The 19,622-nt window shown below is 36.9% G+C and carries 15 protein-coding genes and 2 pseudogenes; 5 read left to right on the top strand and 12 right to left on the bottom strand.

Annotation, left to right across the window (positions count from 1 at the left end; genetic code table 11):
- Nucleotides 1-324: 324 nt before the first annotated feature.
- From HNP35_RS10645 to nirK, 12 genes and pseudogenes are all read right to left on the bottom strand, one after another.
- On the bottom strand, nt 325-2,742 hold the full coding sequence (locus HNP35_RS10645; RefSeq protein WP_179006608.1) for a heavy metal translocating P-type ATPase: 2,418 nt from the start codon (nt 2,740-2,742) through the stop codon (nt 325-327).
- Between the two features lie 87 nt (nt 2,743-2,829).
- A pseudogene (locus tag HNP35_RS10640) lies at nt 2,830-3,389 on the bottom strand (helix-turn-helix domain-containing protein).
- Between the two features lie 51 nt (nt 3,390-3,440).
- Nucleotides 3,441-3,695 carry a DUF6755 family protein gene (locus tag HNP35_RS10635; RefSeq protein ID WP_082577852.1) on the bottom strand — a complete coding sequence of 85 codons (255 nt, stop codon included), beginning with the start codon at nt 3,693-3,695 and terminating at the stop codon, nt 3,441-3,443.
- Between the two features lie 19 nt (nt 3,696-3,714).
- Nucleotides 3,715-4,233 (bottom strand): Rieske (2Fe-2S) protein, encoded by a 519-nt coding sequence (locus HNP35_RS10630; protein ID WP_160372953.1) that lies wholly within the window; start codon nt 4,231-4,233, stop codon nt 3,715-3,717.
- 5 nt (nt 4,234-4,238) lie between these two features.
- Nucleotides 4,239-4,808, bottom strand: coding sequence for a 4Fe-4S dicluster domain-containing protein (locus HNP35_RS10625; RefSeq protein ID WP_056205550.1), 570 nt, complete (start codon nt 4,806-4,808; stop codon nt 4,239-4,241).
- Nucleotides 4,809-4,825: 17 nt separating this feature from the next.
- The gene (locus HNP35_RS10620) at nt 4,826-7,042 is read right to left on the bottom strand and encodes a molybdopterin oxidoreductase family protein (RefSeq protein ID WP_160372954.1); all 2,217 of its coding nucleotides are present in this window, start codon (nt 7,040-7,042) and stop codon (nt 4,826-4,828) included.
- Between the two features lie 74 nt (nt 7,043-7,116).
- Nucleotides 7,117-8,166, bottom strand: coding sequence for an MFS transporter (locus HNP35_RS10615; RefSeq protein ID WP_110306882.1), 1,050 nt, complete (start codon nt 8,164-8,166; stop codon nt 7,117-7,119).
- A 259-nt stretch (nt 8,167-8,425) separates the two neighbouring features.
- A complete protein-coding gene (locus HNP35_RS10610; RefSeq protein WP_110306883.1) occupies nt 8,426-9,907 on the bottom strand; it encodes an MFS transporter in 1,482 nt (493 codons plus the stop codon).
- 242 nt (nt 9,908-10,149) lie between these two features.
- Nucleotides 10,150-11,427, bottom strand: a complete 1,278-nt coding sequence (locus HNP35_RS10605; RefSeq protein WP_160372956.1) for an alginate export family protein — start codon at nt 11,425-11,427, stop codon at nt 10,150-10,152.
- 23 nt (nt 11,428-11,450) lie between these two features.
- Nucleotides 11,451-12,038 (bottom strand): SCO family protein, encoded by a 588-nt coding sequence (locus HNP35_RS10600; RefSeq protein WP_131423916.1) that lies wholly within the window; start codon nt 12,036-12,038, stop codon nt 11,451-11,453.
- Nucleotides 12,039-12,062: 24 nt separating this feature from the next.
- Nucleotides 12,063-12,761 (bottom strand): formylglycine-generating enzyme family protein, encoded by a 699-nt coding sequence (locus tag HNP35_RS10595; RefSeq protein ID WP_230407880.1) that lies wholly within the window; start codon nt 12,759-12,761, stop codon nt 12,063-12,065.
- Between the two features lie 94 nt (nt 12,762-12,855).
- Nucleotides 12,856-14,340 carry a copper-containing nitrite reductase gene (gene nirK, locus HNP35_RS10590; RefSeq protein ID WP_179006606.1) on the bottom strand — a complete coding sequence of 495 codons (1,485 nt, stop codon included), beginning with the start codon at nt 14,338-14,340 and terminating at the stop codon, nt 12,856-12,858.
- 390 nt (nt 14,341-14,730) lie between these two features.
- Between nirK and ric the strand changes: the two genes are divergently transcribed.
- From ric to HNP35_RS10560, 5 genes and pseudogenes are all read left to right on the top strand, one after another.
- Nucleotides 14,731-15,459 (top strand): iron-sulfur cluster repair di-iron protein, encoded by a 729-nt coding sequence (gene ric / locus HNP35_RS10585; RefSeq protein WP_179006603.1) that lies wholly within the window; start codon nt 14,731-14,733, stop codon nt 15,457-15,459.
- A 33-nt stretch (nt 15,460-15,492) separates the two neighbouring features.
- A pseudogene (locus HNP35_RS10580) lies at nt 15,493-17,814 on the top strand (ribonucleoside triphosphate reductase).
- Complete coding sequence (locus tag HNP35_RS10570; RefSeq protein WP_179006599.1) at nt 17,798-18,487, top strand: anaerobic ribonucleoside-triphosphate reductase activating protein; 690 nt, start codon at nt 17,798-17,800, stop codon at nt 18,485-18,487. The pseudogene HNP35_RS10580 and the gene HNP35_RS10570 overlap by 17 nt, the downstream one beginning before the upstream one ends.
- A gap of 178 nt (nt 18,488-18,665) precedes the next feature.
- Nucleotides 18,666-19,130, top strand: a complete 465-nt coding sequence (locus tag HNP35_RS10565) for a hemerythrin domain-containing protein (protein WP_179006597.1) — start codon at nt 18,666-18,668, stop codon at nt 19,128-19,130.
- 11 nt (nt 19,131-19,141) lie between these two features.
- Nucleotides 19,142-19,588: a hypothetical protein gene (locus HNP35_RS10560; protein WP_179006595.1), complete on the top strand. Its 447-nt coding sequence runs from the start codon at nt 19,142-19,144 to the stop codon at nt 19,586-19,588.
- Nucleotides 19,589-19,622: the final 34 nt, after the last annotated feature.

The following is a 19,622-nucleotide window of genomic DNA, read 5'->3' as shown; positions in this document are numbered from 1 at the left end:
TTTGTAAAGCCAATGAAAGACAGACACTACATATAGTAAGTCAATTTCCTTAAATCATCCATAAAATTTATTGAAATTTGTCCCGTCGAGGTCACAACAAGCCAAATGGCGTCAATTGAAGACAATAGACGCCAATTTTTTTTATAATCTCACTTTATTTTTATTAGTTTAAAGATCCGGGCTACTCAGCAGCCAATTGATATTTGTTTAATTGAAGATTATTATTCTCCATTTTTTACTTTTTTAGAAAGTTATTTATAAATACAAATTTCGGTATGATGCCCCATGTATTGTTTTATTTATTGATTTGTGAGATTTACTGTTTTACTTTTTCCATTTTAAACGCAAGCTGTTACTTACCACACTTATACTGCTGAATGCCATTGCAGCGCCTGCAATCATAGGGTTAAGCAAAAAGCCGTTTATCGGATAGAGAATGCCCGCTGCAATGGGAATACCAATCAGATTATAGACAAATGCCCAAAACAGATTTTGTTTTATGGTAGCTACTGTCTGTTTGGATAATCTTATTGCCTGTGGAATTTTGGTAAGATCCGATGATATAATGGTCATCTTGGCTACATCCATTGCAATATCACTTCCTTTTCCCATTGCTATACTAACATCGGCAGTTGCAAGGGCGGTACTGTCATTGATTCCATCGCCCACCATTGCAACGATTTTTCCTTGTTGCTGGAGTTCTTTTATAAAAGCGGCTTTATGCTGGGGCAGCACCTCTGCCTTATAATGTCTGATACCTGTTTGCTCAGCAATGGCTTTCGCAGTGGCTTCATTATCTCCGGTAAGCATATAAAGGTCAATGCCCATAGCCTGCATTTCCTGGATAGCCTGTGCTGATTTTTCTTTTATATTGTCAGATATTGCAATTACAGCAAGAGCTTGTCTGCTGTTTAAAAACCAAATAACAGTTTTGGACTGGCTGCCCCATTGTTCGGCCTGGATTTGTAATTGGTCATCAATAATGATATTGTTTTCTGCCAATAACTTTTTATTGCCCACATAATAGGTGTCATTGTCATGGCCGGCTTTTGCACCTTTACCGGTTATACTTTCAAAACCGGACAATGCGGGTGTCGGTATGCCGTCAAAATGTTTCACTACGGCTTCTGCCAATGGGTGCTCCGATTGTTTTTCAATGCTCAATAAAACATTGCTGGCTGCATCATCATTGTTCAGCCATTTGAAACCCGTAACCTCTGGCCGCCCCTCAGTAATGGTTCCGGTTTTGTCTAAAACAATAGCGTCAACTTTCTTTGCCAGTTCAAGGCTTTCAGCATCTTTAATCAGGATGCCATTCTCAGCACCTTTACCAACACCTACCATAATAGCGGTTGGTGTTGCTAAACCCAAGGCACAGGGACAGGCGATAACCAATACCGTAACGGCTGCGAGCAATCCATGTACCACTCCGTTATCGCCATCCAAAACAAACCACAACATAAATGTCAGGATGGCAATTCCTATCACAACAGGAACAAATATACCGGCAATCTTATCTACCAATTTCTGTACAGGTGCTTTGCTTCCCTGCGCATCCTGTACGGTTTTGATAATTTGGGCAAGCATCGTTTCTTTTCCTACTTTAACGGCCTTAAATTGAAAGCTCCCTTTTTGGTTAATCGTTCCTGCAAATACTTTTTCACTTCCTTTTTTTAGTACTGGTATCGGCTCGCCGCTAAGCATACTCTCATCAACATAGGAACTCCCTGAGGTTACTATACCATCCACTGCAATTTTTTCGCCCGGCTTTACAAGAATAACGTCACCTGTAGCTACCTCTTCAATAGCAGTCTGTTTTTGGGTTCCGTCCGGTAGTATCACGATGACGGTTTTGGACTGTAGGCCCATCAGCTTTTTAATTGCTGAAGAGGTATTCCCTTTGGCTTTTTCTTCCAGTAATTTTCCCAGCAGAATGAATGCAATAATAACAGACGCCGCTTCAAAATAAACATGGGCGTGTAATCCGCGCCTGTGCCAAAATTCAGGCAGCAACATATTGAATACACTGAACAGATATGCAATGCCTGTACTGAGTGCCACCAGTGTATCCATATTGGCTGAACGGTGTATAGCTTGTTTCCATGCATTGATGAAAAAATCTTTGCCTAACCATAAGACAACAGGTGTAGAAAACAGCCACATTATAGGGTCTGCGTAGGGCATATTCATAAAGAACATCCCAATAACAACCACAGGAAAAGACAAGATAGTTGCCCAAATGGTTTTGATTTTTAGATTCTGGAATTTTTGAGCATGGATTACTTCTAAAGTTTCCTGTTGTTTGGTTTCATCCTCAATCAATAAATCGTAACCGATAGATTGTACCGCTTTTTGCAGTTTGGCCGCATCGGTCATATTGGGCAGGTATTCAACGGTAAGATTACCCGTTGCAAAATTTACAGCAGCGCTTACCACTCCTGGCTCGTATGTAACAATGCTCTCAGCACTGCCCGCGCAAGAGGCGCACGTCATGCCCAATACTGGAAACGTGTTTTTTACGGTCGAAACGCCATACCCCAAGTCCTTGATTGCTTTGATCGCTTCCGCTACCGCTTGTGTGTTGTCAACCGTGATAACAGCCCTGCGGTTGTTCAGCTCTACCTGGTGTGTTTCTATGCTTTTCAATCTTGCCAGTCCCTTTTCAACGATGAGTGCACAATGTTCGCTTTCTACATCTTCCAAGGGAAGATAAATGACTTGCTTCTTTTTATCTGTTGCCATTTTTTTTTGCTTTAATTAACAATACAAAATTGGGATAATATGGGTGGGAAGCGTTGTGGAATTATGAAATGGATTTGTAAGATTTACTTAGACCTTATCCGATGGTTTTCTTTTATCCTCCCGTCTTTGCTTGAAATAGCTCGGAGTAAGCCCGGTTACCTTTTTGAACTGGTTGCTTAGATAAGCAACACTGGAGTAATTAAGGTGAAATGCAATTTCACTGAGGGACAATTCGTCATAAACCAATAGTTCTTTTATCTTTTCTATTTTTTGGGCGATGAAGTACTTTTCAATGGTGGTGTCTTGCGCTTCGGAAAACAGGTTGGACAAATAATTGTAATCATGTTGAAGTTTGTCGCTTAATACATCGGAAAGATTGGTTTTTACACCATTTTTTTGATGATGTACTAAATCAATAATTATATTTTTATTCTTTCTACAGTTCTGTTTCTCTTATCGTCAATGATTTCAAATCCTAATGTAAGCAGCGTTTTTTCCAATTTAAATAATTCTTGAGTCGTAGGTTCGCTGCTAAGTGTAATCTCCCCCAGCTTTATGCTCTTTAGGTTTAAGCCTAACTTTCCCAATTCATTCTGCACCACCATAATACAGCGGTCACAAACCATATTTTTTATAATAAGCAACATCACTTTGCTTCACATCTAAAGAAAATATTAATTTGAAACTCTAAAATAAATTTATAACCGTTTATTCTTCAAATTTCCAATTGGTAAGTAATAAAGTAAACCGATTCCTATCAGAAATAATATCAATGAAGCTATAAATGCAGGAATAAGGATTTCTTTATTATTATCCAAAGCATTGTTCAAGGCGGCATATAATAACCAAATTTGAATAGTCACATTTAGTATTAATATAAAAATAATAGTAGAAAGTATCGCGTTTAATTTATTTGGATTGGCTTGATTCTGACTAGTTCTAAAAGTACTCATGGTTTTTTATTTTAGGGATTTATCCTGGTTTCTCTTCCAGATTCTCTGATGCTCTTACATAAATGGCATTCTCTTTAAAAAGCACTTCCAATTTAGGCAAAGCTCTGGGCGGGGGGCCAGCGATAACATCTCCGGTTTGAGCGTCAAAAGAACCTTCGTGACAAGGACAATGAATAACTCCCGTGCCAGGCTTATAAAAAACAGAGCAGGAAAGATGGGTGCATTTTTGTTCATACGCTTTGAATTCTCCCGTCTCCAGATGAATCAATATATAAGGGATTGTACTTCCTTCGATAACAAAAGCACGTGTACCCCCTACAGGCACCTCTTCTTTTTTACATACAAAGTGCTCTCCATCCAGCTCATCTTTTGGAAATAGGTGCGCTTTGGCTGCCACCAGACCACTCCCAACCATTAACCCGCCTGATACTAGTGTAAGGAATTTAGCAAAATCGCGACGGCTCACATTGGTTGCCTGTTGTTTTTCGATTGGAAAATCTTTTTTCCAGTTTTTATTTAAATTATCTTCTTTAGACATGAATTCTAATAAATTATTAATTGATTACTGCCTTTTGGCATCATAATATTAACTTTTGTATTCACTACCTCTTCTCCAAAAAGGAAAGTATTTACTGGCGAACTATTTGGACGCATTTCCTGTATTTCCTCTCTGGTGCCGTAAAACAAAGCCCCACTTGGACAAACCGTAGCACACATAGGTTTTTTGCCCACGCTTGTTCTGTCGTAGCACATCGTACATTTCATCATCAAATCGTAGGACTCTTCTTTTTTAGGCACGCCAAATGGACAGGCCATCACACAATTCGAACAACCAATACATCTTTCCGTATTGGCAGTATGAACAATTCCGAATTCGTCTTTTGAAATAGCATCAGCAGGACATACATTTGCACAAACAGGATCGTCACAATGCATACACACCTGTACAGTAGTTTGCACAGTTGATGCCCTATCGACATAATTTACGTGAATTAAAGATTCCTGACCATTGGTTTCGCATTCAGCACAAGCCATTTCGCAGGCTTTACAGCCAATGCAACGTTGCATATCTACAAAAAACTCTTCATTTTTATTAAAATTGGTATAATTCATTTTTTGTTTTTTAGTTGTTAAACACTAGCGTAAGCCATAGATTCGCTCGAAGGTGGTGCTATTTCACGCAAAGGTTCCAGATGACAGGCACAAACTTTGAATTCCGGAATTTTAGAAATAGGATCTAATGTTCCGGGAGTTAATTGGTTTGCTGATTTTTTTCCAGACCAGTGGTACGGTATAAAAACCGTGTCTTCGCGAATCGTTTCTACAATGTTTGCAGGAAAAATGCCTTCACCACGCCGGGTAGTAACTTTTATTAATTCCCTTTGTTTGATGCCGTATTGTTGGGCTAAATTTGGATGAATTTCCAATAAAGGCTCCGGATACTGATCAACCAATTTTCCAATTCTTCGTGTTTGTGTACCACTCAAATATTGAGAAACCACACGTCCTGTCGTCAAAATTATTGGATAATCGGCATCTGGCACCTCACCTGGAACTTTGTACGGTGCCGGATTAAAATGAGCCCTTTCATCTGAGGTTTTAAATTTTTTATCTTCCCATAAACGCGGTGTTCCCGGATGTCCTATTTCAGGACAAGGCCAAAAAACACCCATTTCGTCTTCAATTCTTTGGTAGGTAATTCCATAATAATCAGCAGTTCCTCCTTTTGAGGCTACCCGCAATTCGTTAAAAACGGCTTCGCTGCTATCATACGTAAATTTATCCTCCACCCCTAAGCGTTTGGCTAATTCCAAAATAATCGAAGTATCGGTTCTGGCATCTCCCGGAGGAGTAACTGCCTGACGGATTCGGATAACACGCCCTTCGGCTGAAGTGGTTGTACCTTCTTCTTCCTCCTGTAATGATCCTGCCAAAACAATATCGGCATGACGGGCCGTTTCGTTTAAGAAAAAGTCAATACAAACATAAAATTCTAACTTTTCTAAAGCCTCCCGAACATAATTGCTGTTAGGCAGGGAAACTAGCGGATTAAAACAAATCGATAATAGCCCTTTAATCTCCCCACGATGAATGGCTTCGATTATTTCATAAGCCGACAACCCTTTTCCGGGCATATCTTTCTCATTAATACCCCAAACTTCTGAAATATATTTACGATGTTCCGGATTTTCAATATCCCTATTTCCTGGCAGCTGATCGCATTTATGACCGTGCTCTCTACCGCCTTGCCCATTTCCCTGTCCGGTAATAGTGGCATAACCGCAATATGGCTTACCAATTCTTCCTGTTGCGAGTACCAAATTAATGCATCCCAACACATTATCTACGCCTTTAGAATGATGCTCAATACCACGGGCATGAAGTAAAAAGCTTGTTTTGGCTCTGCCCCATAATTCGGCTGCCTGTTGAATTTTTTCTTTTTTAATCCCTGTAACTTGCTCTGCCCATTCCAGGGTATAATCTTTTACGGAATCTATAGTCTGCTGAAAACCTGAGGTATGGTTGGCAATAAAATCGTGATCCAGCATGTCATGATCCACCAAATATTTCAGCATTGCACCATACAAAGCCGAATCTGTTCCCGGGCGGACATCCAAATGAAGATCGGCTGTTCTGGCTAATGGAATCATTCTTGGGTCAATAACTATCAATTTTGCACCACGGTCTCTGGCTTTCCAAATCCAGTGGGTTAATGTTGGGAAAGTTTCACTAACATTAGCACCAGCCACAATAATTACTTCCGCATATTCCAGATCCGAATAGTTATTAGAGCCCCGGTCCAGACCAAATGCTTTTTTATTTCCTGCTCCTGCACTTACCATACACAAGCGTCCATTATAATCTAAATTTTTTGTTTTTAGAGCGACACGGGCGAACTTACCCATCAAATAACTTTTTTCATTGGTTAGCGAAACACCCGAAAGGACTGAGAAGGCATCGTTTCCATATTGCGCCTGAATCCTTTTAATTTCAGAAACTGTTTTACCCATCGCATCATCCCAGGACGTTGGTACAAATCCTTGCCCTTCTACTCTTTTTAGCGGGGACAAGAGACGGTCCGGATGATTGTTCTGTAAATAGCGCTGGACCCCTTTAGGGCACAATCGCCCTTCGTTGAACGGAAATTCCATCCAGGGTTCAAAACCTACTACTTTGTTGTCTTTAACCGACAATTGAATACCACACTGCATTCCACAAAAACAACAATGTGTTTTTACCAATTCATCTGGCTCATCCCTGCCCTCATAACCATCTTTCGGTGTGTAGTTTTTATGAGGTCCAAATTGCGTGATAATGTTTTGTTCCGAAACAGGTAATTTTGCCATGTTTTATATTTTTTAACCGATGCGATAAAAAAATCACCAGTGTTGTTTTTAATTTTCAATTCAACTAAAAAAAATTAGCCAAATAAATTTCCGCCTTCCAGTCGTGCTTTTAAGTGGGCTTGTGCCAAACGGGATCTTTTACCTTCAGGGCTTAAATCTAAATGCGATGTTCCATCCGGTCTGTCAAAATTGAAACCTAATTCCTTAGTTACTGTTTTAAGATCTTTTATATGCAAATTGGTAGCGAATTCCTCTCCGGTGTGCTCACAAACTGCCATTCCCATTTTCATCCCCTGCTTTTTATATATATGTGCCCCAATTTGTGCCGGACGCTGAATGATATGAAAAAACTTTCCAAACGGAATCCAGATTAAAAACATAATTACCGTTACTGCATGCAGAACAGCTAGGAAATCAAATGCAAAACCTTTCATAAACTGATAGGAATAGGTTAGCCCCAATCCTGTAGCGGAAATAGCAATTAATAAAATTAGGGGTAATAAATCGCCTTCAAAAGTTTGAGTAGCAATTAAACCAGGATTGGTCAAACGTCTTCTTAAGTAGTATAACGAACCGAAAATAACCAAGTAAGAAGACCAGTTCAGGGCATGAAAAGTCAGGAAGGCCATAATGGAACCCAATTTAAATTCCATGACCTTGAAACCGAAAAAGTGCGCTTCATAGACCGATATTGAATCGGGGGCCATAGTAAAATGAATCCATCCAAAAGTCAGTGGAATCGTAATTAAAAAAGCGGATGTACAGCCAATAGCTATTAAAAAATGCGCCATCCATCGGTATTTTCCCCTGGGATAAATAAATTTTTGAAATGCAATATTTTCGATGGTTTCTTTTGAAGCAAACCAAAAGTGTGAAAACACTTTTCCCGTAAATAAGTAACTAACTCCTCTTTTGAAATAAATCCACGTTGGCGGCCTTTGCAGCCAAACAGAATAACGGTATACAATACCAAAAAAAGCAAATACTGTCCCAAATAAATACGTAATTAATGCCGCATCAAAATTTTGCAGTTTTCTGGATCCATAAAATACTAATATGATCATTAGCACGGACATGGAAGCGGCAATTAGTAAAGCCTTTATATTGTAGTTTCTATTTTTCATTTTAAATTATCATTACTTCAAGTCACTTTTAAACCCTAATTATTAAAGAATAACTGTTAATTTACAAATTACAATCCGAACCAAATACATGAAATAGCTTTCATTTTCTGACTATTTATAAAAACAGCTTTTAAAAATGTTGTACTACTAAAGAAGGTTAATTTACAAAAAAAAAGCAAGAGGCTAATCGATTGCAAGATCAATTGATTAATTTCGTTCTAATTTATAATAAAAATTAATAATATTTTATATTCATTGGCTATTCTGAAACATCTTTTCTATCCATATCCTGAGCAAATTCAGGTAGTTTTTCTTTAGTCACTTTTACAATTACACGGTGCATCCAAATCAAACAAATAATGGATAAGACAAAGATAAAGAGCCATGAACTGGTCCAAAAACCAGTAAAAGCAAGCAGGTATCCAAAAACTATCGGACCAATAAATCCTCCCAAACCACCAATCATTCCAACCATTCCTCCTATAACCCCTACCTGATTTGGAAAATATTCAGGAATGTGTTTGTAAACTGCTGCCGAACCAATTCCCCAACAAGTCCCAATTAAAATAACCAAGACAAGATAAACCCACATATTCGCTTCAAAATGAATTTGCGTGATTCCGTCTGCAATTAATTCTTTTTTCTGAACTTTTTGATTTTCTGCTACAACAACTTCCTGCCATGTTTTTTTAGATGGAAAAAACGGATTGTGCTCTGCATTAACATCTTTTGAAGTAACTAAATATTCTTTTTCTCCAATAACTATTTTAGATGGTGAAACTTGTGTAACCGTTCCTGCTTTTGCTGCCATCAAGCCGCTACCGGAAGTAGTAATATTCATTTTTGGAAACAAAAGTAAAAAACTCAACACTACCGAAGTACTCAATACCCAATACATCACTTTTCTTGCTCCAAATTTATCGGATAAAAATCCTCCAAAAGCACGAATAATACCAGCTGGTAAACTAAAACAAGTAGTAAACAGCCCTCCTAAAATTAAAGTTGTATGATAAACATTCATAAAATTAGGCAACAACCATTGGGAAAATGACACAAACGAACCAAACAGCAAAAAGTAATAGGTTCCAAAGCGCCAAACACGCACCTCTTTAAGCGGTTGTAAAAGTTCTTTAACTGTTTTTGCTTTTGCTTCTATTTTTTTAGTTTTCGAAAAAAGAATAAAAACAATACCCATCGTCAACAATACTACACCGTAAATAACAGGCAAATATTTCCACCCATTTACTGGATCTGACTCTGAAAAGTATTTTAGCATACTGGGTGCTATAAAGGGAGTAATAGAAGCTCCTGCAGTACCCATTCCGAAAATTCCTAAGGCACGTCCTTGCCATTCTTTAGGATACCATAGTGAAGTATAGGCCACACCAACAGCAAAACTTGTTCCTACCATTCCGAACATAAAACTCAATAGTGCGAACATCCAAAAATTGGCAGCAAAAGGAAGCAAAAACAATGGAATAGATGCCAAAATCAGCAAAGCAGAATACACCACTCGACCTCCATATTTATCTGTTAAAATACCCATTGGTAACCGCATGAGCGAGCCTGTAAGTATTGGAATTCCCAATAACCATCCGATTTGAACTACATTCCAATCAAATATTTCCTGGTCAACTAAAAAAGTGACTAAAACACCATTTAAAGTCCAACAAGCAAAACAGACTGCAAAAGCAAGTGTGTTTAAAAATAATATTCTGTGTGATTGTGATAAATTGCTCATACTTACTTTAATTAATTCTTAAACAAAGATAAAATAGTCCGTAATCCTAAAACATGATATAAATCATTTATTGTTTTCAAGTCAAAATAACCAGAAAATAAAGATGAAATTAATAAAAATAAGCTATAAAACCCAGTATTTCACAAAATGAAAAAAACAAATACTAATCCAATCAGCCCATTGGGGTTATGCAAAACTTTCTAGAATATAGCATTTTAGACAGCTTTCAAGTGAATTAAAAATTATTTTTTATGCGAAAAAATCTGAGGATTTACATTAATCATTACCCACGCCCAATTGTTAACGTGATCAACGTGGCCATCTTTCAATCTTTGCATGGTATCGGTAGCAAACATTTGGGAATAACCTCCCGTTACATTCACAAATTTATGCGCTGAATAGCCAAATGTAAAATCGATTTCCGTACCAAGATAGTTCTTCATTTCATTTCCATTAGCATCCAAAACGGTATTCGCAGTATTAAAAGCATGGGGAAATAACGCAAATTGCCATTTGTTGACATTGTATGCAAATTTCAAAAAAGCATCCTTTAAACCAACCGAATTTTTATGATTTCCCACATAGAAATAATCCATATATCCATTAAAGGCATGATTGGTTCCAAAAACAGGATGAAAGGATTTTATTGCTGAACTAGTATTTTCCTGGCTCTTTCCGGAAAGATATTCGTATCCAAAACCAGCTTTAAACTTATCGGTCAGGTCATAATTAAAATTAAGAGCTACGTCAAAAGCATTTACTGTATTAGTTGCATTTTTTCCTGTTTGCCCATAAAACCATAAGTCTACATCCCAGGATTTCCCTTTGGTTTTCCAATACGTTCCAAAAGTCTGCATGTAATCTACTTTCAATTCGGGTGTTGGTGTTGGAACTGGATCTGTTAATTTATTTTCATAACCTGTATTTAAAAACAAGAAACTCATATTTATTTTCAATAACTCAGTATGGTACCAAGCATATTGCATCGATTTGTAATTTAGCACGGTATAAGGTGTTGTAAGTTCGGTTTCAGCATTTGCATTATATGCAATCGCTACATCCAGATGATTTTTGTTACTTTTAAAAGTTGCTATCGCAGCATCGTGACTTTGCGCTTGTTGTGCCCAATCGACTTCACCAAAAATGCGTTGATTGTCATACGAAATCACCTGACGGCCTAAACGCGCACTCCATTTTTCACTAAAGTTATATTGCACCCAGGCTTCATATAACTGAATCCCGTTTACATCTGATTTGGTATTTGTGGGCACATCTCCCCAAACACGAACATTTTGCATAGTAAGTCTGGTAATAAATTGATCTTGCCTGAAGTTCAGATTCAAACGAGTTCTGGATGAAACAAATTGAGCTGCCGTTTCTCCATAAGGAATTGGGGCTTTATAACCATTTCTAAACTCATAACGAGGTCTGATCTGTAAATTTGCATCCAGTTCCTGAGCAAAAGCAATACAGCTGAACACTGGTAAAAGTGTTATAACAATAATTTTCAAGATTTTCATTTTGTAAGTTTTAAGAAAGAAGTTTACTCTATCTTTTCAGCTTCTTCAGTAATTTTTTTAATCGTTGCTTCAGAATTTACACCCAAACCTTCTTGCTGAAATGTTAATTCCCCTTCGGCATTAAAAACACTTATTATGTTAGAATGCGAAAAATCTAAAGGAGCAATTTTCTTGTAGTTGACTGCCAAAACCGCTGCAAACTCTCGGGTATTTTCTTCTGTGGATCTCAAAAATTCCCATTGTTCCCCATCCATTTTATTAGCAATAGCAAATTCTTTTAATCGTGCCGGAGTATCAACTTCCGGATCTATGCTTACCAATAGGAACTTTACATCGGGTTTGATGTTCTCAGACAAACGAGATTCTATATTTCGCATATCGGCCACTATTCTGGGACAAGCTGCCTTGCAGGAAGTATAAATCATTACCATAACGAGCACTTTGCCTTTTAAATCCTTCATTTCAAGATTTTGCCCATTTTGATTGGTCCATTTTGAAGGCAGATTGTATATGGATAAATCTGAAATCGGTTTATCTTCGGATTTTTTATTAGTATTACATCCCTGTAAAACTAAAAGGACTAATGTTAATCCCAGGAACAGTTTTTTCATTTTTTTATATAAATAGTTTAGAACCTATTTTAAATCTTTGGCACAGCGAAAACCTAAGTTTTTGGTGGTATAATTTGCTTTCAGGCTGCTTCTGAAAGCATAGCGCATAAAAGCCGCATAATCCATTAAATCGGTGGCATTTACGGATCCGCTGCCGCAAAAAAGATTTTTATCTGTAGCTTTATCTTTTCTGGACTCGCCAGAAAGAAAGATACTATTGAAATCGCCTGTCCATTCCCACACCAAACCGTGCATGTCATAAACGCCCCAGTAATTCCTGAAGGTTTGACCTACAGGGTTTAAATAGGTTTTTGGCTTCTCATACCACGACAAAATGTATTTATTGAATTCTTTTTTAGAACGTGCATCAATACGTTTTTCATCGGCCATGGCTACATATTCCCATTCGTCCATTGTTGGCAGTCTTTTGCCTTGACATTCGCAATATTTTTTGGCAGCAAACCAGGAAACATTGGTAACCGGGGCATTGTTTAAATTCTTTAAACCATAATCGAAATCACTTGTCCATTGTGCCAGATAACTTTTATCTGCAAAAATACCTTTGATTTTAGAACGACTATACTCTGGGTATTTTTTGATAAAAGCAAGAAATTGTATATTGGTAACTGGATACACATCAATAGTAAAAGAAGGTATGTTGACCGGTTTTTCAGAAGTAGCACCATAAAGGGGCACAAAACTACCGCCCTTTATGGATGCCATTTTTTCTTGTTGAGCAAAAAGAGAACTTACACAGAATATAAATAGGATTGATATTGTTTTAAATACTGCCATCTGTTACTTTTTTTGATTTATTCTAATGTTCCTGGGCTACTTTTGGAGCAGGTTTGGCTCTAACAGCTTTTACTTTTGCCGGAGTTATTACTGTTTTATTATTGCCCCAACTGTTGTATATGTATGTCAGAACATCAGCAGCTTGCTCGTCAGTTAGGTTCTGACTGGTCATCACGTTATTGAATTTCTTGCCATTAACGGTGATCTCTCCACTTAATCCGTGCAATACCGCGCCAATAGCTCTATCTGGATTCGCATTCAGGTAATCTGATTTTGCCAATGGAGGAAAAGCATTCGGAATACCTTGTCCTTCAGATTGGTGACAGGCATAACAGGTACGGTCAAATAAATCTTTACCGGCTTTAATTTGTTCAGGAACAGTTTTTGCAACAGTAGTTTTAGGAACTGCTTTGCCTTTTGGCATACCTTGAATTGTCCCACCTTCTGGTAAATAAATTCCATCTTGTATGGTTCCAGAATACAATTTTTTATTTTCCTCGCCTTCAACTTTCAGCATTCCAAGTGCTCCTTTATTAAAGGCCCTAAAAATCGAGTGGTCTACCAGTATAAAAGTTCCCGGAACATCTACTTTAAACTCCACAATGGCCGAACCACCTGCAGGTATTAAGGTAGTTTGTACGTTTTCGTTGATCATATCCCCTCCTTCAATATGCACTTTGTCGAAAATTTCTCCAATAACATGGAAAGATGAGACCAAATTAGGACCTCCATTTCCCATATAAATACGGACAGTTTCACCAACTTTGGCCGTTAAAGACTTATCTCCGGCGAGAGCTCCAACTTTCCCATTGAAGACCACATAATCAGCTTGTTCCTTAATGGCTTTATCCATATCAAAAGGTTGAGAACCTTGTTCCCCATAACTGCCCTTGGTGTAAAAATCACCTTGCATGATGTAATATTCTTTATCTACTGGTGGCAAGCCTCCTTCTGGTTCAACCAAAATCAACCCATACATTCCGTTAGCAATATGCATTCCAACTGGTGCTGTAGCACAATGATACACGTATAAACCGGGATTTAAGGTTTTGAAACTAAACACTTTTTCGTGACCTGGCGCAACCAACGATGAAGTAGCTCCTCCGCCGGGTCCGGTAACAGCATGTAAATCAATATTATGAGGCATTTTGTTATCCGGATGGTTTTTTAGGTGAAATTCTACTTCATCACCCACTCTTGTTCTGATAAAACTTCCGGGAACAGAGCCGCCAAAAGTCCAATAGATATATTTTACCCCATCTACCATTTCTCCTTCAATTTCTTTGATTTCCATGTTGACCACCAATTTTGTAGCTTCGCGGTCTCCTACTGCTTTCGGAACAAACGGAGGTGCCGTGAGTTCGGCTGTTTGCTGCCCTTTGACCTCAATATTTTCATAGTTTTTTGCTTCGTCGCTTCCTCTTTTGCAAGAAAAAAGTCCGATTAAAACAACTAAGATTATAAAAAACTCCCTTATTTGTGTGTTTAATTTAGCTTTGGTTTCCATATTATCTTGGTTTTGAAATTGTTTAAATTTATGATGTAAAAATAAAAGATAAAAACATCCTTTATTATGATATTTGTCATATTCACTGCTTTCTTTCATAAATCTTCAAAAGAAGGTGAATTTAAAACTGGATACTTGTCCTTAAAAAACAAAAGCGATTAAAATACTTTTAAAAAAAAAATTAAAAAATGCAGTCTTATGATTTAAATCATATACTGCATTTTATAATTATACGAATTTTACAATATCAAATAATACACTAAATAATAATAATAATAAGAGAATTGGATAACAAAAAAATGATGAAGTGTGTTTAATTAAAAGACAAAATACTCTTTTATTAAAATCATCATCGTTTAATCATTACAAATTTTAATTTAAATAAAAATTATGGAAACTTTAGAACAAATTACAATCGGAGAATACGTGGCAAAAGATTTTAGAACAGCAGCCTTATTCTCAAAATACGGAATAGATTTTTGCTGTAACGGAAACAGAAGCATTGAAGAAGCCTGCCAGAAAAAAGCAGTGACTGCAGATATTTTATTGCAGGAAATTGAAACAGTTCTATCATCAAAAAGCGATTCAGGAATTGATTACAATGCCTGGCCGATTGATTTATTGGCTGATTATATTGAAAAAACGCATCACAGATATGTATCAGAAAAAACACCAGTACTACTGCAGTTTTTAGATAAGCTCAGCAGAGTGCATGGTGCAAAACATCCTGAACTATTATTAATAAATGAGCTTTTTAAAGGCTGTGCAGGAGAATTAGCACAACATATGAAAAAAGAAGAGCTGATTTTGTTCCCATTTATAAAAAAATTGGTTCATGCTACCTTATCTGATGAATTAATTGAGCTGCCTCATTTTGAAACCATTCAAAATCCAATTGCTATGATGATGCACGAGCACGATGCCGAAGGTGTCCGTTTTAGAAAAATAGCAGAACTAAGTAACAATTATACGCCGCCAGCCGATGGCTGTAATACGTATAAAGTTACGTTTGCAATGCTAGAAGAATTTGAGCAGGATTTGCATAAACACATTCATTTGGAGAATAATATTTTATTTCCAAAAGCTGCCAAACTTGAAAAAGACTTTACAGCTCAATAATAAGTACCTTTCAATCACTAAGAACCAACAACTATGGAAAATTATGTCATCAAAAGAAGTGGAAATTATCAGCCATTCGAAAGCTATAAGATCAAAGATGCAATTGAAAAAACTTTTCAGAGCGTCTCTATAGTTGTTGACGAAAGTGTTTTTGAAAGTGTGGCTATACAACTCGAAAACAAAGAAGTATGGTTCGTTGAAGAAATTCAGGATGTAATCGAAAAAAAATTATTCGAAAAAAAACATTTTGATGCCATGCGCTCCTTTATGCTATACAGACACACCAGAAAGCTGCAACGTGAACATCTTGAAGGATTGAATGATGATACAACGTATGTTGACAGCACCCAAACGATTGAAGAATACATTCAACAAACAGATTGGCGAATCAACGCCAACGCAAACACCTCTTATTCGAACGCAGGATTGGTTAGCAACGTAGCAGGAAAAGTTATCGCTAATTATTGGCTGGATAAAGTGTACTCTAAAGAAGAAGGCTATGCACACCGCAATGGTGATATTCACATTCACGATTTGGATTGCCTAACGGGCTATTGTGCGGGTTGGAGTTTACGTGTGTTGCTCAATGAAGGTTTCAATGGAGTAAGAGGCCGGGTGGAAAGCAAACCACCTTCTCATTTTAGGGAAGCTTTGGGACAAATGGCCAATTTTCTGGGTATTTTGCAAAGCGAATGGGCGGGTGCACAAGCCTTTAGTTCTTTTGACACCTATTTGGCTCCTTATGTATTCAAAGACGATCTCCTTTATGATGACGTTTTAAAAGCGGTACGAAGTTTTGTATACAACCTGAATGTTCCCGCACGCTGGGGACAATCTCCGTTTACCAATATCACTTTAGACTGGGTTGTTCCTGAGGATTTAAAAGCACAAATTCCGACTAAAAATGATTGTCATATTTTTGAAAAGAACAATAGTACAGACCTATTGACAAGGGCTAAAAGCAGAGGAGTTTCTGAAGTTACTAATTTACGATACGAGCATTTTCAAAAAGAAATGAATCTAATCAATAAAGCGTATTATACCGTAATGACAGAAGGTGATGCCAATGGGCAGCCCTTTACCTTCCCTATTCCAACGGTTAATATTACCGAGGAATTTGAATGGGATGGAGAGAACACAAACCTGCTTTTTGAAAACACAGCGAAAATTGGTTCTTCTTATTTTCAAAATTTCATTGGAAGCCAATATGTTTTGGACGAAAATGGCAATCAAATAGAAAATGAAAATGCCTACAAGCCCAATGCCGTTCGCAGTATGTGCTGCCGTTTACAACTCGATTTGCGAGAACTATTAAAACGTGGAAACGGACTTTTTGGAAGCGCTGAAATGACAGGAAGTATTGGCGTGGTAACTATTAATATGGCTCGCTTAGGTTATTTATTCAAAGGAAACAAAGCAGCTTTATTTCAACAATTGGACAAGCTTTTATTGATTTCCAAATCAACTTTAGAGAAAAAAAGAACTTTTATTCAGGGAATGTACGATCGTGGATTGTATCCCTACACCAAACGGTATTTACAACATTTCAGAAATCACTTTTCAACTATTGGTGTAAACGGAATGAACGAAATGATTCAGAATTTTACCCATAATGAAGACGACATAACATCTGAAACTGGTATTGAACTCGCTTCTGAAATTCTGGAACACATCCGGGACAGAATGAAGCAATATCAGGAAGAAACTGGAAATCTTTATAATTTAGAAGCCACTCCGGCAGAAGGAACCACATACCGATTTGCCAAAGAGGATAAAAAACGTTTTGATGATATTATTCAGGCGGGAGCAGAAAAAAATATTTACTACACAAATAGTTCCCAAATCCCTGTCGATTTTACCCAGGATCCATTTGAAGCTTTGATGCTTCAGGACCAATTGCAATGCAAATACACAGGAGGAACCGTCTTGCATTTGTATATGAGCGAAAGAATAAGCTCACCTGAAGCTTGCAAAAATTTTGTAAAAAAAGTGATTACTAATTTTAAATTGCCTTACATCACAGTAACACCTGTATTTAGTGTTTGCCCTGTTCATGGCTATCTAAACGGAGAGCATGAATATTGCCCAAAATGCGATGAAATTATCATTGAAGAAAAAACAAAGCTTATAGAGATTTGAAAAAACCACACCGCAAATTTTACACAATTCATAACTAAAAAAACAGCAAATATGAAACTAACAACCAACGCGATTTTAGAACAAAATCAAGAAGTTCGCACCAAATGCCTGGTGTACACAAGAGTAATGGGCTACCACAGACCCGTAGAAAGTTTTAATATCGGAAAAAAAGGTGAACACAAACAGCGAACCCATTTCAATGAAGCAAAATGTTAGTGCCCCTATTTACAGTATTACACCGTTTACTTTATTAGATTATCCGCACCAATCAGCTTGCATTTTTTGGTTTGCAGGCTGTAATATGCGGTGTTTGTATTGCTATAATCCAGAAATTGTATACGGAAAAGGACGTATTACTTTTGATAAAGCACTTCAATTCCTCAAAAGCAGGGTTAATCTATTGGACGCCGTAGTTTTTAGCGGAGGCGAATGTCTGTTACATAAAAAGGCTGTTTCGTTTATTAAAGAAGTCAAAAAAATGGGTTTTTTGATCAAAATTGACACCAATGGCTCACAACCGGACATATTGGAAGAACTGATTCAAAAAGAACTCATTAATTATGTAGCACTTGATTTTAAAGCAATGCCTGCGAAATTTGCAAAGATAACCCAATCAAAACTTTTCATTCCCTTTGCAAAATCATTACTTTTATTGCTTCATCATACAGTACCTTTTGAAGTTCGTACAACAGTGCACTCTGATTTATTAAACAAAAGAGATATTCAGGAAATGGTGTTTTTTCTGGAAAATTTGGGATATTCAGGAAATTATTACATTCAGCATTTTATTAATGGATCCTCAACAATAGAAAAACTGGGGCATTCTTTTAAAGAATTGGAAAACCAAAATATTGGTACAGAGAAAATTAAAATTCATTTTAGAGGATAGTAAGTAAGTCGAAAGTTTAAAAGTCGTAAAGTCAAAAGAAGTAATATTACAAATAACACTTTTTAAATCAACCTGTTGTGTATTTTCGTTTAATTTAAAAACACGACATTATACTATGTTGGTTACTTAATCGAATATTTTTAAATGTTTTTTTAATCAATCAATCAATTTTAATCAAATGAAATCAACTACTCCCATCAAAAGAGCTCCGGAATTAAGACCTTTAAGCCACGACCACCATCATGGTCTGCTGCTTTGCTGGAAAATTAAAACTGGAATGGCGAAAAATATTGACCTGCAGCGCATCAAAAAATACGTCGATTGGTTTTATGAAATTTATTTAAAGACGCATTTTGAGCTGGAGGAAAAATACGTTTTCACGATCTTAGAAGCAGATAACGCGCTCATTGAGCAGGCTTTGAAAGAACACAGAACGTTAAACGAATTATTCGAAAGTACTTCGGATCTGGAAATAAATTTAAAAAGAATCGAAAAAGAGTTAGACTCTCATATCCGCTTTGAAGAGCGTGTTTTATTTGCTGAAATTCAAAAAGCAGCCACAGAGGAACAATTAAAAAAAATAGAAGAAATACATTCAAAGGAAGCTTTTATAGAAAATGAAGATGCTGATTTTTGGAGCTAAAATTTAACAAAATGAAAAAAATAAAACTAATATTATTTTTATTGGCCATTGTATTTATCGGATCATGCCAAAAAAACAAAGAAGATCAAACATCTAAAGAAGCAAATGAAATAAATTCAGTTTCGGAAAAAAATACCGAAACAGCCGCGGAAGTGAGCCTGAACAAAGGACAATTATGGGAAGCCAACCCAGAAACTACTGAAGGGATTACTACTTTACAAAAAATAATTCTGGAATCAGGCGAAGAAGAAAGCGCATTGATTTTGAAAGAGAAACTGAAATCTGAGTTTGCCATGATTTTTAAAAAATGTACAATGAAAGGTGAAGCCCACAATCAGTTACACAACTATTTGATTCCGTTAAAATTAAAAATCGATAATCTTGAGGATTCCAATAAAGCTGAAATTAAAAAAGAGATCCTGGCTCATTTAGAGCAATATAAGCTTTTTTTCATTTAAAGTATGAACACACTTTTAAGCATCAAGAATTAAA

Source organism: Flavobacterium notoginsengisoli, from assembly GCF_014207905.1.
Taxonomy (GTDB): Bacteria; Bacteroidota; Bacteroidia; order Flavobacteriales; family Flavobacteriaceae; genus Flavobacterium; species Flavobacterium notoginsengisoli_A.
Note: the sequence above shows the minus strand (reverse complement) of the source record. Positions and strands in the feature narration are given on the sequence as shown.

Bases quoted from the DNA above. Each gene is read 5' to 3' on its own strand.
- HNP35_RS10645 (WP_179006608.1), bottom strand. From the start codon at position 2,742: ATGGCAACAGATAAAAAGAAGCAAGTCATTTATCTTCCCTTGGAAGAT.
- HNP35_RS10635 (WP_082577852.1), bottom strand. From the start codon at position 3,695: ATGAGTACTTTTAGAACTAGTCAGAATCAAGCCAATCCAAATAAATTA.
- HNP35_RS10630 (WP_160372953.1), bottom strand. From the start codon at position 4,233: ATGTCTAAAGAAGATAATTTAAATAAAAACTGGAAAAAAGATTTTCCA.
- HNP35_RS10625 (WP_056205550.1), bottom strand. From the start codon at position 4,808: ATGAATTATACCAATTTTAATAAAAATGAAGAGTTTTTTGTAGATATG.
- HNP35_RS10620 (WP_160372954.1), bottom strand. From the start codon at position 7,042: ATGGCAAAATTACCTGTTTCGGAACAAAACATTATCACGCAATTTGGA.
- HNP35_RS10615 (WP_110306882.1), bottom strand. From the start codon at position 8,166: ATGAAAAATAGAAACTACAATATAAAGGCTTTACTAATTGCCGCTTCC.
- HNP35_RS10610 (WP_110306883.1), bottom strand. From the start codon at position 9,907: ATGAGCAATTTATCACAATCACACAGAATATTATTTTTAAACACACTT.
- HNP35_RS10605 (WP_160372956.1), bottom strand. From the start codon at position 11,427: ATGAAAATCTTGAAAATTATTGTTATAACACTTTTACCAGTGTTCAGC.
- HNP35_RS10600 (WP_131423916.1), bottom strand. From the start codon at position 12,038: ATGAAAAAACTGTTCCTGGGATTAACATTAGTCCTTTTAGTTTTACAG.
- HNP35_RS10595 (WP_230407880.1), bottom strand. From the start codon at position 12,761: ATGGCATCCATAAAGGGCGGTAGTTTTGTGCCCCTTTATGGTGCTACT.
- nirK (WP_179006606.1), bottom strand. From the start codon at position 14,340: ATGGAAACCAAAGCTAAATTAAACACACAAATAAGGGAGTTTTTTATA.
- ric (WP_179006603.1), top strand. From the start codon at position 14,731: ATGGAAACTTTAGAACAAATTACAATCGGAGAATACGTGGCAAAAGAT.
- HNP35_RS10570 (WP_179006599.1), top strand. From the start codon at position 17,798: ATGAAGCAAAATGTTAGTGCCCCTATTTACAGTATTACACCGTTTACT.
- HNP35_RS10565 (WP_179006597.1), top strand. From the start codon at position 18,666: ATGAAATCAACTACTCCCATCAAAAGAGCTCCGGAATTAAGACCTTTA.
- HNP35_RS10560 (WP_179006595.1), top strand. From the start codon at position 19,142: ATGAAAAAAATAAAACTAATATTATTTTTATTGGCCATTGTATTTATC.